This is a genomic window from Neorhizobium petrolearium (genome assembly GCF_017873175.1).
Taxonomy (GTDB): domain Bacteria; phylum Pseudomonadota; class Alphaproteobacteria; order Rhizobiales; family Rhizobiaceae; genus Neorhizobium; species Neorhizobium petrolearium.
The window spans coordinates 65,033-80,667 of the sequence record NZ_JAGGJW010000017.1; the positions used below are offsets into that span (position 1 = coordinate 65,033).

The following is a 15,635-nucleotide window of genomic DNA, read 5'->3' on the forward strand; positions in this document are numbered from 1 at the left end:
GCTCGTATCGCCACGAATGGAGAGATTTGCGCTGATGCCCGCCAAACTAGATCACTTCGATTCAGAGATCCTGCGCGTCCTGCATAATGATGGCCGCCTTACAATCAACGATTTGAGCGCCCGGATCGGCCTGAGCCCTTCTCCAACCGCCCGCCGCCTGCGCCATCTGGAAGAAATCGGTGTCATCACCGGCTACGCCGCACTGATCAACGAGGCCACCCTCGGTTTCGGCTTTACGGTCTTTGTCTCGGTACAACTGGACAAACAGGTGGACGAGGCGCTGGCCACGTTTGAGGCCGCGATTGCCACCTTCCCCCAGGTTGTCGACTGCTGGCTGATGACCGGAAACCGGGATTACCTGCTGCGAGTAGCCACCACCGGGCTGGAGGAATTCGAGCGCTTCCTCGTCGGTCGCTTGACGAAAGTCCGAGGCGTGGCGTCGATAGAATCCTCAATCCCGCTGCGCCGCGTCAAGGCAGGTCTTGGACGGATTGTTTAGGCTCACGTCCTGCACGCTTCACGCATTTCCGAACATGACCAAGCAGATGCTAGTGATCAACATGACCTACTGCCTGTTTCGTGAACCCTGACATCATGCTGCAGCCATCTGTAGTGGGCTGCGACCGGCGCGTTCGTGGCCGATCATCAGCGCCACATCATGGATCGTGCGAAACAGGAACAGGCGTACGAAACGGCGAAACCATTGCCATGACGGAAAATGCACCGGCGGTCCAAGGTATGGTCCCAGAGTATCAATCGGCTTGACTACCCGTGGGAAGATATGCATAAGAGATAGTATGCATGCTTAATTCTCGGACGCCGTTGTTGGATTACTATCCTGGGGTGGAGGCGATCGTGAAAAGGGCGGGCGAATGGAGGAATAGGCGCATCTTTACGGTTCCGAAATGTGCGGCGCTGCGCGCCCTTGGTGAGGATTATGGCCGTATTGAACGATTTTGCGGGGAGGAGAAGGCCGGTGGCGATCCAAGTGGTGTTTATTGATTCGGCGGGCGAACGGCGTGAGGTTTCGTCGCAAGAAGGGCAGTCGTTGATGGAGGCCGCAACTATGGCGGGTGTGCCGGGCATTGACGCGGATTGCGGGGGAGCGTGTGCGTGCGCCACTTGTCAAGTCTATGTCGATGCCATTTGGCTCCCTCTACTTCCACCAGTTGGGGAAGGTGAATCTAGTATGCTGGAATTTGCGGCCAATCGGCAGGACGGCAGTCGGCTTGCTTGTCAGATACGGCTCGCCCCGAATCTTGACGGCCTCACCGTTACCACCCCGGAATTCCAGTTCTGATATGTATGTGACGCTTTCTGTCTGAGGGCGCAAAACGGAGGATCATATGTCGCTTACCGAGAAGCCTGTGGAAACCGCGGAACGAAGGTCGTTCTACGACAAAATCGACAGCAGTTCCTATACTGCGCTCTGGACTGTGCTGTCGAATATCATCACGCCTGAGCCCAGGAGCGGTTGCGTGCCGCATCTTTGGCATTTCGACGAAGCCAAGTCCTATCTGCTGGAAGCTGGCGGGTTGATCACCGCGGAGGAAGCCGAGCGGCGTGTTCTCGTGCTGGAAAATCCTGGGCTGCGCGGCCAATCCCGGATCACGACCTCGCTTTATGCCGGCCTGCAGGTCGTCATGCCGGGTGAGGTCGCCCCTGCACACCGTCATAGCCAGTCGGCCCTGCGCTTCGTATTGGATGGTTGCGGCGCGCATACCTCGGTCGATGGCGAGCGTACAGTCATGCAGTTCGGCGATTTCGTGATCACCCCGCCCGGTGCTTGGCATGATCACGGCAACGACAGCGACGCGCCGATGATCTGGCTCGACGGTCTCGACATTCCTATCGTGTCGGTGTTCGACGCCTCCTTCGCTGAAGAGCATCACGCGGATCAGCAGCCAATCACCCGCCAGCCCGAAGACAGCACCTGGCGTTATGGCGCCAACATGCTTCCGGTCGATTACGAACCGACCAGAGTATCGTCGCCAATCTTCAACTATCCTTACGAACGCTCGCGCGAAGCGCTTGACCACCTCTTGAAGCAGGGGGAGATCGACCCCTTCCACGGTATCAAGATGCGCTATATCAACCCGGTGGACGGCGGCTGGGCCATGCCGACGATTTCGCCATGCTTGCAGCTCCTTCCGAAGGGGTTCAAGACGCAGCCTTACCGATCGACCGATGCGACGGTGTTTGTGGTCACTGAAGGAACCGGTCGCAGTGTCATAAACGGCAAGACCTATGAATGGGGTCCGAAGGATCTGTTCGTGGTTCCGAGCTGGCACACCGTCACGCATGAGGCGGATAGCGATGGCGTAATGTTCTCTTACTCCGATCGCGTTTGTCAAGAGAAGCTTGGGCTTTGGCGGGAGGACCGAGGAAACGCGGTTCCGCTCAACGCATAGTCCGATGGGTATGGCGTGCGTTGGCCGCGCGCTTGCCGATCCCGACAGAAAATCCACGCAAATCGGAATATCAATTCATGAAACATGAACTTCTCACGGTCGATGACGTGACGGGTTGCTGGGCAATCATGCCCACGCCGTCCAAGCCCAACGCTTCGGACCCGAGCGCAGAGGACACGGTCGATCTGGACGAAACTGCTCGCGTCGTGGAGGCTCTAATCGCCTCGGGCGTGAACGGGATTCTCTCTCTCGGTACCTTGGGGGAGGGCGCCACTACAACCTGGGACGAGAAGCGCGGTTTCATGCAGACGCTCGTCGAGGTGGGGCGCGGCCGCGTTCCCATCTTCGGCGGCGCGACCGCCCTCAATACCCGCGACTCCATCAGCATGACCAAGGCCGCGCGCGAGATCGGGCTTGACGGGGTGATGCTGGGGCTTCCAATGTGGGTGCAGCCTGATGTGCCTACTGCTGTTCAGTTCTTTCGTGATGTGGCCGAAGCCTGCCCGGACATGGCGATCTGTGCTTACGCCAACCCCGAGGCATTCAAGTTCGAGTTCCCGCGTGCCTTCTGGGCGCAGATCTCTGAAATTCCGCAGATTGTGTCCGCAAAGTACATAAACACCGCTGCGCTTTATACCGACCTGAACCTGACCAAGCGCCGTATTCGACTGATGCCGCTTGATGTGGACTATTATGCCGCCGCCCGGCTCGACCCTGAACACTGCACAGCGTTCTGGACCAGTGGTGCGGTTTGCGGGCCTACTCCGGTGATCCAGCTTCGGGATCTTGTGGCGGAGGCGGTGAAGAGCGGCGATTGGACCCGTGCCAAAGCACTGACCGACAGAATTGGCCTCACATATCGGACACTCTTCCCCAACGGTTCGTTCAAGGAGTTCTCAGTTTACAACATCGGTATTGAGAAAGCCCGTATGGACGCGGCAGGCTGGATGGTCGCGGGGCCTTGTCGTCCGCCCTATCATCTGGTTCCCGAGACGGTTCTGGAAGGCGCGCGGGAATCCGGTCGGCAATGGGCAAAACTAGTTGCCGAGCTTGAGGCAGAGGGCGGAAAGTGACAGGTCGGCAGCTTGACTTTTACTTCGACTTCATGAGCCCCTTCGCCTACCTGGCATTTCACAAGGTGCCGGAGCTCTGCAAGCGATACGGACTGGAATTTCGCCCTCATGTCGTGAACCTCCCCCAACTCAAGCTCATGGCGGGGAACACCGCCCCACCCAATGTCAGCCTTCCGTTGAAGATCCGCTATCTGAGCAAGGATCTCGACCGTTGGGCTGAGAAATATGGTGTGCCTTTGATCTTCCCGAAGTCGCTCGCCTCCGAGAAGCTCAACAAGGCTTTCCTCTATGCATTGGCTAAGGGCGAGGGCGAAGTCTTCATCCGCGCTGGTTGGGACCGGGTCTGGGGCGAAGGTGCAGATCTGGCCGACCCTGCGTTGCTGGCTGAATTGGCGAATCGTTTGGGCTGGAGTCCCGAGTCGCTTTCGGCTTGGGTTTCTTCGCAGGAGGCCGCAGACCAATACGAGGCTAGCACGCAAGCCGCGCATGAGGCCGGCGTGTTCGGTACGCCCACGATGATCGTGGGAGATCAGATGTGGTGGGGCAACGACCGCCTCATGTTCATGGAAAGAACGCTCCAACAGGGGCTTTGACATCAATGCCATCCATCCAAGGGGAGGAATATTATGGCTCTTCAAAAACTGTCGCACGCGCACTTGTGGGTTAAGAACCTCGATGAGTCGGTGCGGTTTCACACCGACGTATTGGGGCTCGAGGAAGTCGCCCGGCAAGATGGCACTGTCTACCTGACGTGCGGTACCGATGGAACTTACGACGTGGCCGTAACCGAAGGTGGTACGGGCGTCATCAGCTTTGCGATCGCTGCGGATGATGAGGAAGACCTCAAGCAGTACAGCAAGCGCGTTTCTGACGCTGGTGTCCAGGTGCGGGCGATGACGGACAGCGATCCGGGCGTAGAGAAAATCATCGAGTTTGACCTGCCGCCCCAGAAGCAGAAAATGCAGATTGCGCTTCTGCGATCCGAAGCGCGCAAGCACTACTACAATCCGGCTGCGCGCAAGGCCAACCACCTGAGCGGACTGGCGCCGCTTGATCTCGACCATGTCACGCTGCGCGTCGGACCGGATGCGACGCAGACGATCGAATTCCTGACCAAACATGTCGATTTCTATGCCGCTGACATTGTCGAGTTCCCAGGGGGCGAGGGGCGTCTTGCGGCCTGGATGCATGTCGGCGACTATCATCATGACGTGGCGATGTTTGCTGGTGCGCCTCATGAGACGCTCGACCATCTCGCATGGACGATCCCGAACCTCGAATACATGAAGCTCATGCTCGATCAAATCGCACGCGGTGGGATAATGACTGAAGCAGGCCCGGGTCGCCATGGCGTGGGTTCGAATCTTTATTCCTATTTCTTCACGCCGGATGGCAACCGCTATGAGCTTTCGGGCGAAATGCCGCGTTGTGTGGACCGCAAGGCAGGCCCGTTCATTTGGAAGGCCGACCAGCCGGGCATTTTCAGTTCTTGGGGCGCTCCGTTCCCCGAGAGCTTCAAAGAGGGTTCCTAACTCAGGGCAGGAACGCGCCATAGGCGCGGACAAGTAATCAGCGGATGACGCGTAGCACAGGACTTCGCGTCATCCGCATTATTGACTGAGGAAGACCCCGATGGAACGTATCATCATCATAGGCGGCGGCTTGGCTGCAGTGACCGCGGCGAAAACGCTACGAACAGAAGGCTTCGAGGGCGCCGTCACGATCCTCTCGGAGGAACGGCACCTTCCTTATGACCGACCGCCGCTGTCGAAGGCGGTGCTTCAGGGTGCGGCGGACGCACAGAGCACCTGCCTGCTGAAAGCCGAGGTAGCGCAAAATCTCGCCATCGACCTTCAGATCAACCAACGCGCCGAAGCAATCGACCGGGACGCGCAGGTTGTTCGGCTCTCTTCGAGCCAACGCCTGCCCTATGACCGCCTGCTGATCGCGACCGGTAGTCGCGCCCGCACGCTTGATGGCCCCTTCGAGGGCAAAGGCAATGTTTTCTATCTGCGCACCATTGATGATGCGGAGTGCTTGCGCGCGCAAATGGTGCCAGGAAAGCGCCTTTTGTCGATCGGCGCGGGTTGGATTGGTCTTGAAGTTGCGGCAACAGCCCGCAAAAGCGGGATGGAGGCAGTGGTCGTAGAACTCGCCGACCGACTCTGCGGTCGGAGTCTGCCACCGGATGTCGGCGTCGCTTTGGCTGATGTCCACCGTAGCAATGGCACCGTGATCCACTTGAATACCTCGATCGTGACGGTAGGCGGAGAGGATCAGGTTGAAAGCGTGACGCTATCAAACGGGGAAATGCTGGCGGTCGACGTGGTCGTTATCGGGATCGGCGCGATAGCTAATGATGCCATTGCGAGGGAGGCTGGCCTTGAGACCGGCAATGGTGTCATCGTTGACGAATTTCTGCGTACGTCCGACCCGCTGATTTACGCGGCCGGTGATGTGGCGGCGATGCGTGTTGGCGATGGCCAGCCGACACGGATGGAATCCTGGGCCAATGCGCAGGACCAGGCCGCCGCCGCCGCACGAAACATGCTGGGGAAGAAGGAGCCCTATGCAATCAACACTTGGTTCTGGTCTGATCAATACGACCTCAACATCCAGATGATCGGGGATAACCAGCCAGAGGGGGGAACTATACTTGTGCGGAAGGGCGAAGGAAGGTCGTTCACGCGTTTCGCGGTCATCGGCGATGTGCTGGTAGGTGCCATCTGTTTCGGCGCGCCACGCGACATGGCGATCGTTCGCCGTCTCATCTCGAAGGGCTACGCTGTCACGGACGATTCTCTGATCACAGCAACTGACCTGCGTAAACTGCTGTAAACATAGAAGGCTACCCTACTACGCGAAGTGCGGGCGACAGTATCAATAACAATTTGACACATCAGGGAGGAAAAATATGCGTCAAGTTTGTTTTACCGCTACAGTTGGAGCTTGTCTGGCTCTGGCGCAGACCAGTGATTCTCGGGCACAGGAAGCAGACCAAAACGGCTGGTATCTCCGGGGCGGACCCGTGGGGATATTCTTCAGCCCCGGAGCCGATCTGTCCGTCGGAGGTGCACCATTTCCGGGCGCCGATGTTTCGGTCGACGACAACTACTCGTTGAGCTTCGATGTCGGCTATCGCGTCAACGAGCAGATTTCCGCCACCTTCACATTCGGAATCCCACCTACCGCAGAGATTCGCGGCGACGGATCCCTTGCTGGAGCATATCTCGGGGACGTGACTTACGCCCCTGCGATTCTTGCGCTCCAGTATCGGTTTCCCACCGGGAATCCGATGTTCGAGCCCTATGTTGGCGCGGGTATCAATTACACTATGATACTGGACTCGAAAGCGCGCGATGTTGCCGGATTCGATGTGGATAACGCTTGGGGCACCGTCCTTCAAGTTGGTTTCGAAAGCATGATTGATGAGCGATTGGGCGTATACTTCGACGTCAAGAAAATTTGGCTAGAAGCCGATGTCGGCGGCACATTGGGCGTTGGCGGGCCGGCGGCGGCAGGAAAGGCGACGCTCGATCCTCTGCTTGTCGGTACTGGTCTGATCTGGCGTTTCTGAAACACGACCTCCGGCACCAGTTTCAGGGTATCTGTGCCGCAACTCCATGTAAGGGAAATACTGTGATGATGGAACTCTACTACATGCCGGCGGCCTGTTCGTTGGCTGCTCACATCAGTTGTCTGGAAGCGGGCTTACCCGTGACCTGCCGGATGGTTGTGATGGACCCGTCTGGGAACAAGGTCGAGGGTGAGGATTATACCAAGATCAATCCACTCGGTCTGGTGCCGACGATCGTTGATGGCGAGACTAGGCTCTCTGAAGTCGCCGTGGTGCTGCAATACATTGCGGACAAGGCCGACGGGAAACTCGGCAAAGTGACGGGAGAGGAGCGCTGGAAGCTTCTCGAAACCCTGAACTTCATCGCCACAGAGATTCACAAGTCGCTAGCGCCGCTGTTTCGTGCCGATCTGCCAGCCGAAGCCCGTCCCTTCTTCGAGAAAATGGCCACCGGCCGTTTGATCGAAGCGCAGAACCGCATCGGAGATGCCGGTTATCTGGTAGGCGACAGTTTTACGGTGGCCGATGCCTATCTCTTCACGGTGCTCGGCTGGTGCAACTTCCTCAAGATGGATATGTCTCTATGGCCGAAGCTTGGCGAATACGCGCGGCGGATTGGTGGCCGACCGTCTGTCCAGCAGGCGCTTAAAGAAGAAGGGCTTGCATAACCTCTCGCCACTATCCAGCGCTCGACGTTCAGCACGACACCTTCGACCTTGGCCTTGTCACGCGGTTTGCGGCTTCTGGTCGGTGGGACGGTCGTATGGTAATGTTCGGCCATTGCAGCGAAGGTGGCATTGAGCGTTGGTTCGAACCACAGTGCCTTGGCAACGCCCGCCTTCATCCCAAGTCTCCAGCGCTTGCCGAAGCCGTTCTGGCACGAATCAACGGTCAAGAATACCGGTATTCAATGGGGTGTAGGCGGCGCGTACACTGGGCTGCCGTTTCCTGTTCCGTTAATATGTCGCCGCCGGTTACCGTATCGATCCGCACTGGAGTGGCATCGTGCAAGTCGCGCACGCATCGCATGCCAATCTCTGCGACGGTCCCAATGACGGTATGGCACGCGCCGGGGTTCAGGTCGGCTATAAATTTTGACGATACATTCATTGGCAGTGGGTGTCATTACCAAAACTCTGTGCACGTGCGATTGGCGCGCAGCACACGCTCTCGCCTTGCATTGTGCCGCCGGCGCGCCATAGAAGTATCGACATGAATATAGCGATGTTTACCAATACCTACACGCCGCATATTGGTGGGGTCGCCCGCAGCGTGTCGGGCTTGGCGGAGGAACTGCGGGCGCGAGGTCACTCGGTCCTCGTCGTCGCGCCGGAATTCCCCGACATGCCGGAAAACGAGGTGGGCGTGATCCGGATGCCGGCGATCCAGCGCTTCGCGGGCAGCGACTTTTCCGCTCCCGTCCCGATTACCCTGACCCTTGCCGGAAAGCTGGACGAGTTCAGGCCCGATATCATCCACGCCCACCATCCGTTCCTGCTCGGAGATACCGCACTTCGCATCTCGGCATCTCGCAACCTGCCGGTCGCCTTTACGTACCACACGCGATACGAACTCTACGGCCACTATGTCGCGCAGGATTCGCCGGCCCTGGAACGGCTGGTACTCAGCCTCGCCCTCGGCTATTGCGACCTCTGCGACGCCATCATCGCCCCGAGCGAGAGCATCAAGGTTTTCCTGAACGAGCATGGAGTCGCCGCGACCGTCACCGTTATCCCGACGGGGATAGAAGCGTCCCGTTTCGACCATGGTAACGGCAAGCGCATCAGGGCCGAACTCGGCATCGGGCCGGATGCCTTCGTCGTTGGGCATGTCGGGCGTCTGGCACGGGAAAAGAACCTCGGCTATCTTACGGACGCCATCGGCCTGTTCCTTGCTGCTCATGACGGCGCTCATTTTCTGGTTGCGGGCGGTGGCGACATGCAGGAGCCCATGCGGGATGCTTTCGCGCGTTCCGGGCTTGCCGACCGGGTTCACCTGCTGGGGCCGGTCGAAGGCGAACGATTGTCCGACGTTTACGCCGCGATGGACGTCTTTGCCTTCTCGTCCCATTCCGAGACCCAAGGACTGGTGCTGGCCGAGGCGATGACGGCCGGGGTGCCGGTGGTGGCGTTGGAGGCGCCCGGCGCTCGGGAGGTTGTCGTGGATGGAAGCAATGGCCGGCTCTTGCCTGCGGACGCATCAGCCGCTCGGTTCGCAGAGGCGGTCGGATGGGTCGCAGAGCTCTCGGTGGCGGACAGAGCACCCCTGATCCAGGTGGCGCGCACGACCGCGGCGACCTATTCGCGCCCTGAAGCTGCCCGCCGGACGTTGCGCCTGTATGAAACCCTGTTGGACGGGCATCGCGAGGTGAGGTCATTGGATGATAGTCCGTGGGCGGCTGCGAGGCGCGCCCTGGCAACGGAATGGGACATTCTGCGCAATATCGCGAGCGCCGTCGGTGGCGCGGCGATCGGCGGTAAGTAGAAGGCCCTGCAGCAGAGCCTCAAAAGATAGATTTGAGGCTAGCGGCCCGTCCGGATTATGTCGCGCTCGGTCCGATCTATCCAACCCGGCTCAAGGTTATGTCCTGGGCACCGCAGGGCCTTGCGTGCCTCAGCGTCTGGAGGGCTCGCATTGGCTCACTGCCCCTCGCTGCCATTGGCGGGCTAAATGTGGAGCGCATCGCCGGAGCCTTTGAACACGCCGCCGCCAGCGCTGCAGGCGTCACGGATGTCATATTGAACGCAAGCCCGAAACAAGAACGTGCGATGGCTTCAGGCTACCGAGGTCTATCGGTCCGGGGAATCGACATAACATCCACCTACGGTGTGGACCGCAGGATATGTTGCCGGATAGTCCAGCACGATGGTTGGCTACAAGGGGAGGCTCGGAGACCCTGCCCATTAGTCGCATCAGCAGAGGCACGGGCTCGTGAGTGACCCGAAGACCGCGCGGATCGCGCTTGCGCATTGTCCTTGCAACACCGCTCGCCATAGGGTCGACGCGGTCGGGCGTGTGCAAGCCTGCGTGAAAGTGATTGCGCTTCGGCACTGATCCGAGTTGTGCTTGAGGGTGTTGACGGCGGCGATAATCGCCTGTTCGCGCTCGGCCGTGGCAATGCACGCACCAACCGATGCGAAGCCAGAAAAGGTGGCTCATGCGGGCCGCCTCCGGCCATTCGTTCCCCTAGCACCATTGTCCGTCGGCGGTTAAACAGGAGACAGTCTGGAGGGCAGATTCAAATGGTAGAGACGGTTGACATAGGCATTGACGAAAAGGATGCGCGCGCTCCACGCAGCCAGACCTTAGTGCGTGGGCTCGAGATTCTTGATGCGGCGGCCGACCAACCACGCACCATCGCAGAAATAGCATCGATGACGGGGCTCACCTACAGCACGGTGCATCGAATCGTGTCAGTGCTGCTGGAGCAACGCTATCTCAAGGCCGAGAACCCGCGCGAGTTCGCCCTCGGCCCGCGGCTGATCGAACTCGGCTTCGCCGCCTATTCCCAGACCGATCTGGTGCGCGTCGCACGTCACTGGCTCGAGGATCTGTCGCGCGAGACGCGCGACACGGTGCATCTGGCGCAGCTCGACGGCTGGGAAGTCGCCTATCTCGACAAGCTGCGCGGGACCCGCCCGGTCGAGATCAGTTCGCGGATCGGCGGACGCAAGCCTGTCATCTCCACCGGCGTCGGCAAGGCGCTGATGCTCGATGAATCCCAGGCGACATTGTCGCGGCTCTATCAGCGCGATCATCATCTGCTGCCCGGCGACATGACGGAAGCTGACTGGCTGGCGCTGATGGCGAAATATCGCCTCGGCGGCTATTCCTATGATCTGGGCGAGGACGAGCCCTCGATCCGTTGCGTGGCCGCCCCGATCCGTGATGCCACCGGGCGGATCATCGCCGCGATCTCGGTTTCCTCGACGCTGGAATACATGTCGCCCGAGCGGATGCGCGATCTTGTGCCGGAAGTGCAGCGCGTGGCCCGGGCGATCTCCGCCGATCTCGGTGCACGGTCGCGCTGACCCGACGAACGGTTCTGCCTGACGCCCCAGCTTTCCGGATGGGTCGGTTCAGAGAACCTTGCCCGGATTGAGGATGCCCTTGGGATCAAGACTCCTCTTCAGGTGGCGCAGCATCGCCAACTCGCTTTCCGAGCGGCTATAGGCGAGCCAGGGCTTCTTGTGCAGCCCAATGCCGTGCTCGGCGGAAACCGAACCGCCATAGGTGCGGATGATTTCGTATACCGTCTTCTCGATGCCATGGCCGGTCGGATCCACGTCGGTGATGGGGCCGGCAACCAGGTGGATATTGCTGTCGCCGGCGTGGCCGAAGAAGATCAGCTGCAGTGCTGGGAAGGCCGCTTCCAGTGCGGCACGGATTTCGTCGACGCATTCACCGATGCGGGCAAGCGGAAGCGAGACGTCGAAATTGATCGTCGGCGCCCTACGGGACAGGATCTCGGCAACGCCGTCGCGCAGCGACCAGAATGCCTCGACCTCGCGCTGCGACTGCGCCACGGCGGCGTCGATCACAAGCTCGGCTTCGAAGGCCGTCTCCAGCATCGCCTCGAAACCCGGTCGTTCGGCATCGGCATTGGCGCCCTGCATCTCGATCAGGGCATAGAGGGCATGGTCGGGTGCGACCGGCGCCCGCTGTCCCGTTTCTGCGAGAACGGCACGATAGTAGTCGTTCCACATCAGCTCAAAGGCGGTCACCCGGCAGGACAGTTCGCGCTGCGCATGGCGCAGCAGTCCCGCCGCGGCCTCGAAATCGGCAACCGCCACCAACGCGGCATTGGCGCCGCCGACGCCCGGATGAAGCTTGAGCACGGCGCGGGTTATCACGCCCAGCGTGCCTTCCGAGCCGATAAAGAGATGCTTCAGGTCCAGCGCCGCATTGTTTTTCGGCATTCGGTTCATCATCGGCAGGATTGTGCCGTCAGCGAGCACGACCTCCAGCCCCAGGACCAGTTCGCGCGTCATGCCATAGCGTATGACGCGGTTGCCGCCGGCATTGGTGGCGATATTGCCGCCGATCTGGCAGGAGCCGCGCGCGCCGAGATCGAGCGGAAAGGATAAGCCCGCGTCAAGGGCCGCCTCCTGAATGCGCTGCAGGATGCAGCCCGCGCCGACGACCATCAAGCCGGAGGCGACATCGATTTCCTCGATGCGATCCAGTCCGGCAAGCGAGAGCAGCACGGCCCCTTCGGAAGGAACCGCGCCGCCGGCAAGCCCCGAGCGGCCACCCTGCGGCACAACAGGCGTGTCGTAGCCATGGCAGAGCCGCATGACCGCGGCCACAGCATCGGTATGGCGCGGCGTCACCAGCGCAAGCGGCGTTCCGCCGAGTTCGTCGCTCCAATCGCGTAAGGCCACGTCGGGGATGTCATTGCCAACCTTCAGTTGGCTTGCCCCCACCACTCGTTCCAGCGCGGTGACGAGGCCTGCCGTTGATCTCTCGCGTTGCATGGGTCCCTCCCAGTCTATCCGTTCGCTCATCTCTCGCGCCAAATTGCACATATTGCAAATTGATTTTACTATTTGACAACGATTTGCGCCTCTGATTATTTCAGCCGCGCTGGGGGAGGAGCGGAGGCACCCGCCTTGCGCTCGGGTCCACGACAAAGCCCGCCAGGAGCCAGAACGAAGACCGGCAACGGTTTTTGCATCACAGGGAGGACAGACATGTCTCTTACAAAAGCCGCGCACACGCTGCGCGCAGGTTTCGTTGCCGCATTCGCATCGGCCGCGCTTTTCAGCACCACCGCAGTCGCCGAGCCGGAAATCACCTTCCGCGCCGCCCATTCCTCGACGCCGTCGTCGACCGGCCACAAGGCGTTCGAATTCCTCGACAAGGAGCTGCGCGAGAAGTCGGGCGGCCGCATCGGCCTCGAAATCTTCCCGAACTCGCAGCTCGGCGGCGAGCGCGAACTGGTTGAGAACATCCAGTTCGGCAATGTGGACCTGACCTTCGTCTCCTCGGCGCCGGTCGCATCCTTCGCACCGCAGTTCTTCGCTTTCGACGTGCCTTTCCTGTTCAAGGATCGCGGGCAGGCCTACAAGGTGCTCGACGGCGACGTCGGCAAGGAAATCCTCGGCTCGCTGAACGACAAGGGCATGGTTGGTCTCGCCTATTGGGAAAACGGCTTCCGCCAGCTGACCAACAACAAGAAGGAAATCCGCTCTCCGGACGACCTCGCCGGCTTGAAAATGCGCACCATGGAAAATGAGGTGCACATCGCAGCCTGGCGTGCCGAAGGCGCAAACCCGGCGCCGCTCGCCTTCAATGAGCTGTTCACCGCGCTCCAGCAGGGCACCTTCGATGCGCAGGAAGGCCCGATCAATCTCTTCTACGACATGAAGTTCAACGAGGTGCAGAAGTTCATCTCGAAGACCAACCACATCTATTCGCCGTGGCCGCTCCTTGCCAATCCAGACAAGCTCGCGAGCCTCAGCGATGAGGACCGCACAATCTTTGACGAAGCCGTCAAGGCCGCCACTGATTACCAGCGCGGCCTTGCCAAGGAAGCGGACGACAAGGCCGAAGCGGCCATGACCGACGTGACCTTCACCACGCTCACCCCGGAAGAGCTCAAGGCCTTCTCCGACAAAGTCGTGCCGATCGTCGATCTGGTCAAGCAGAAGGCCGGCGCGGATCTCGTTGACCGCCTGCTGGCTGCCGCCAAGTAAGCATCACTTCCTGGGGCCCGGCGCAAAAGCCGCCGGGCCCTTTGCCTTTTTCATTGAACTGGCGCGAGCGGGTGCACCCGTGTTGCGCGGGAGGAGTTCATGTTCAAGCTTATCGATGAGCATTTCGAGGAGGCGATCGTCGTGGCCCTGATGGCCTTGATGTCGGTCCTCATCGGCGTGCAGATCTTCATGCGCTACGTGATGGGGGCATCGCTGTCCTGGTCGGAGGAACTGGCGCGCTACTTCTTCATCTGGGCAACCTATGTCGGCATCGCCTATGCAGTGCGCAAGGACGCGCATATCCGCGTGACCATGGGCACCGACCTGTTCGCCGCAGGCGGCCAGATCTATGTCCGCATTCTGACCCATATGATCTTCGGCGCATTCGCGCTCTTCGTCATGTACCAGGGCTGGTTCATGGTCGAGAAAACCTTCCGCTTCGGCCAGAAATCGGCATCGCTCGGCCTGCCGATGGGCATCCTCTATCTGGCTCCGTTTACCGGCTTCCTGCTGGTGGTGCTGCGTCTTGTCCAGGCTGTCGTGCTCGACCTTCGCTCCGCCAGACAAGGAGCCGTCCGATGATTTCACTGATCCTCTTCGGTCTTCTCGCCGTTCTTCTTCTGCTCTCCGTTCCGATCGCCATTTCGCTCGGCATCGCCTCGACGGTGGCCCTGATCGTTTCGGGCAAGGTCTCCGGCTCCTACGTGCCGCAAGGCCTGGTGACCTCCATCGACAGCTTCCCGCTGATGGCGGTCCCCTTTTTCATCCTGGCCGGCGACCTGATGGGCCAGGGCGGTCTGTCGCAACGCCTCATCAATGTCGGGCGGATGTTCTTCGGCCGCTATACCGGCGGCATGGCGATCATCGCCGTCGTCACCTGCATCTTCTTCGCCGCGATTTCCGGCTCCGGCCCGGCGACCGTCGCCGCCGTCGGCACGATCCTGCTGCCGGCGATGGCCAAGGACGGTTATAGACAGGGTTTCTCGTCCGGTCTGGTCGCGTGCGCCGGCTCGCTCGGCGTCATCATCCCGCCGTCGATCCCGATGGTCATCTATGCCACCTCGGCGAACGTCTCGGTCTCGAAAATGTTCATGGGCGGCGTCGTTCCGGGCCTGCTGATCGGGTTCGCGCTCATCGCCTACGCCTGGCTACAGTCCAGGAAGGACGGCCAGAGGCCCGGCGACTATCGCCCGACGGGTCGCGAAATGCTGGCTGTCCTGAACGACGCCAAATGGGCGCTGATGGTCCCGGTCATCATTCTCGGCGGCATTTATGGCGGCATCTTTACGCCTACCGAGGCCGCCGCCGTCGGCGTCATCTACGGCCTGATGGTCGACCTTCGTCTATCGCGAACTGAGCCTCAAGGATCTCTACAAGATCTTTGCCGGTTCGGCGCTCACCTCGGCGACCATCATGCTGATCGTGGGGACGGCGACCATCTTTGGACGTGCGCTTGCGATCGAGGGTGTACCGGTCATGCTTGCCAATGCCATCACCTCGGCGGTCGATCAGGCCTGGCTGTTGCTGCTGGCGATCAACGTCATCCTCCTGGTCGTCGGCACCTTCATGGAGACGATCGCGGCGATCATCATCCTCACGCCGATCCTGCTGCCGCTCGTCACCGCACTCGGCATCAACGCCGAACACTTCGGGATCGTCATGATCGTCAACCTCGCCATCGGCATGGTCACCCCGCCGGTCGGCGTCAATCTCTTCGTCGCCTCGCGCGTGTCCGGCCTCTCGCTCGAGACGGTCGTCAAAGGCGCAATCACGCCGACGCTGGTGATGATCGCAGTGCTCCTTCTCATTACCTACGTGCCGGCGCTTTCGCTGGCGCTGCCCGCCTTCTTCGGAATGTAAGTCAAAGGAAACCAGT

The 15,635-nt window shown here is 60.3% G+C and carries 14 protein-coding genes and 4 pseudogenes; 16 read left to right on the plus strand and 2 right to left on the minus strand.

What is annotated here, in order from left to right; genetic code table 11:
- The first annotated feature begins 34 nt into the window (after nucleotides 1-34).
- The 9 genes from J2046_RS27435 to J2046_RS27475 all read left to right on the plus strand — a co-directional run bounded on the left by J2046_RS27435 (nucleotide 35) and on the right by J2046_RS27475 (nucleotide 7,729).
- Nucleotides 35-499 (plus strand): Lrp/AsnC family transcriptional regulator, encoded by a 465-nt coding sequence (locus J2046_RS27435; protein ID WP_024706826.1) that lies wholly within the window; start codon nucleotides 35-37, stop codon nucleotides 497-499.
- 438 nt (nucleotides 500-937) lie between these two features.
- A complete protein-coding gene (locus tag J2046_RS27440) occupies nucleotides 938-1,300 on the plus strand; it encodes a 2Fe-2S iron-sulfur cluster-binding protein (RefSeq protein ID WP_210057216.1) in 363 nt (120 codons plus the stop codon).
- 46 nt (nucleotides 1,301-1,346) lie between these two features.
- A complete protein-coding gene (gene gtdA / locus J2046_RS27445; RefSeq protein ID WP_210057218.1) occupies nucleotides 1,347-2,411 on the plus strand; it encodes a gentisate 1,2-dioxygenase in 1,065 nt (354 codons plus the stop codon).
- Between the two features lie 77 nt (nucleotides 2,412-2,488).
- Complete coding sequence (locus J2046_RS27450) at nucleotides 2,489-3,484, plus strand: dihydrodipicolinate synthase family protein (RefSeq protein ID WP_024706824.1); 996 nt, start codon at nucleotides 2,489-2,491, stop codon at nucleotides 3,482-3,484.
- Complete coding sequence (locus J2046_RS27455) at nucleotides 3,481-4,077, plus strand: 2-hydroxychromene-2-carboxylate isomerase (protein ID WP_024706823.1); 597 nt, start codon at nucleotides 3,481-3,483, stop codon at nucleotides 4,075-4,077. Before J2046_RS27450 ends, J2046_RS27455 begins: the two co-directional genes overlap by 4 nt.
- A gap of 33 nt (nucleotides 4,078-4,110) precedes the next feature.
- Entirely contained in the window at nucleotides 4,111-5,016 is a 906-nt protein-coding gene (locus J2046_RS27460) for a VOC family protein (protein ID WP_024706822.1), read from the plus strand.
- A gap of 100 nt (nucleotides 5,017-5,116) precedes the next feature.
- Nucleotides 5,117-6,322 (plus strand): NAD(P)/FAD-dependent oxidoreductase, encoded by a 1,206-nt coding sequence (locus tag J2046_RS27465; protein WP_024706821.1) that lies wholly within the window; start codon nucleotides 5,117-5,119, stop codon nucleotides 6,320-6,322.
- A gap of 76 nt (nucleotides 6,323-6,398) precedes the next feature.
- Complete coding sequence (locus J2046_RS27470) at nucleotides 6,399-7,061, plus strand: OmpW/AlkL family protein (RefSeq protein ID WP_081725682.1); 663 nt, start codon at nucleotides 6,399-6,401, stop codon at nucleotides 7,059-7,061.
- 65 nt (nucleotides 7,062-7,126) lie between these two features.
- A complete protein-coding gene (locus J2046_RS27475) occupies nucleotides 7,127-7,729 on the plus strand; it encodes a glutathione S-transferase C-terminal domain-containing protein (protein WP_197489621.1) in 603 nt (200 codons plus the stop codon).
- A gap of 2 nt (nucleotides 7,730-7,731) precedes the next feature.
- Here J2046_RS27475 and J2046_RS27480 read toward each other — a convergent pair.
- Nucleotides 7,732-7,905, minus strand: a pseudogene (locus J2046_RS27480) (IS21 family transposase); the annotation flags it as partial.
- A gap of 89 nt (nucleotides 7,906-7,994) precedes the next feature.
- On the opposite strand from J2046_RS27480, the pseudogene J2046_RS27485 reads away from it, so the two are divergent.
- The 4 genes and pseudogenes from J2046_RS27485 to J2046_RS27500 form a co-directional block, all read left to right on the plus strand.
- Nucleotides 7,995-8,159 (plus strand): annotated as a pseudogene (locus J2046_RS27485) (acyloxyacyl hydrolase); the annotation flags it as partial.
- 114 nt (nucleotides 8,160-8,273) lie between these two features.
- Complete coding sequence (locus J2046_RS27490) at nucleotides 8,274-9,545, plus strand: glycosyltransferase (RefSeq protein ID WP_210057220.1); 1,272 nt, start codon at nucleotides 8,274-8,276, stop codon at nucleotides 9,543-9,545.
- Between the two features lie 38 nt (nucleotides 9,546-9,583).
- Nucleotides 9,584-9,875 (plus strand): annotated as a pseudogene (locus J2046_RS27495) (thiamine phosphate synthase); the annotation flags it as partial.
- A 428-nt stretch (nucleotides 9,876-10,303) separates the two neighbouring features.
- Complete coding sequence (locus tag J2046_RS27500) at nucleotides 10,304-11,092, plus strand: IclR family transcriptional regulator (protein WP_210057222.1); 789 nt, start codon at nucleotides 10,304-10,306, stop codon at nucleotides 11,090-11,092.
- A gap of 48 nt (nucleotides 11,093-11,140) precedes the next feature.
- Here the strand turns inward: J2046_RS27500 and J2046_RS27505 are convergent, their stop codons facing one another.
- Complete coding sequence (locus J2046_RS27505) at nucleotides 11,141-12,538, minus strand: FAD-binding oxidoreductase (RefSeq protein WP_210057223.1); 1,398 nt, start codon at nucleotides 12,536-12,538, stop codon at nucleotides 11,141-11,143.
- 216 nt (nucleotides 12,539-12,754) lie between these two features.
- On the opposite strand from J2046_RS27505, the gene J2046_RS27510 reads away from it, so the two are divergent.
- The 3 genes and pseudogenes from J2046_RS27510 (at nucleotide 12,755) to J2046_RS27520 (ending at nucleotide 15,619) form a co-directional block, all read left to right on the plus strand.
- Nucleotides 12,755-13,759, plus strand: coding sequence for a TRAP transporter substrate-binding protein (locus J2046_RS27510; RefSeq protein ID WP_210057226.1), 1,005 nt, complete (start codon nucleotides 12,755-12,757; stop codon nucleotides 13,757-13,759).
- Nucleotides 13,760-13,858: 99 nt separating this feature from the next.
- Nucleotides 13,859-14,341: a TRAP transporter small permease gene (locus J2046_RS27515; RefSeq protein ID WP_210057228.1), complete on the plus strand. Its 483-nt coding sequence runs from the start codon at nucleotides 13,859-13,861 to the stop codon at nucleotides 14,339-14,341.
- Nucleotides 14,338-15,619: pseudogene (locus J2046_RS27520) on the plus strand (TRAP transporter large permease). Before J2046_RS27515 ends, J2046_RS27520 begins: the two are co-directional and overlap by 4 nt.
- Nucleotides 15,620-15,635: the final 16 nt, after the last annotated feature.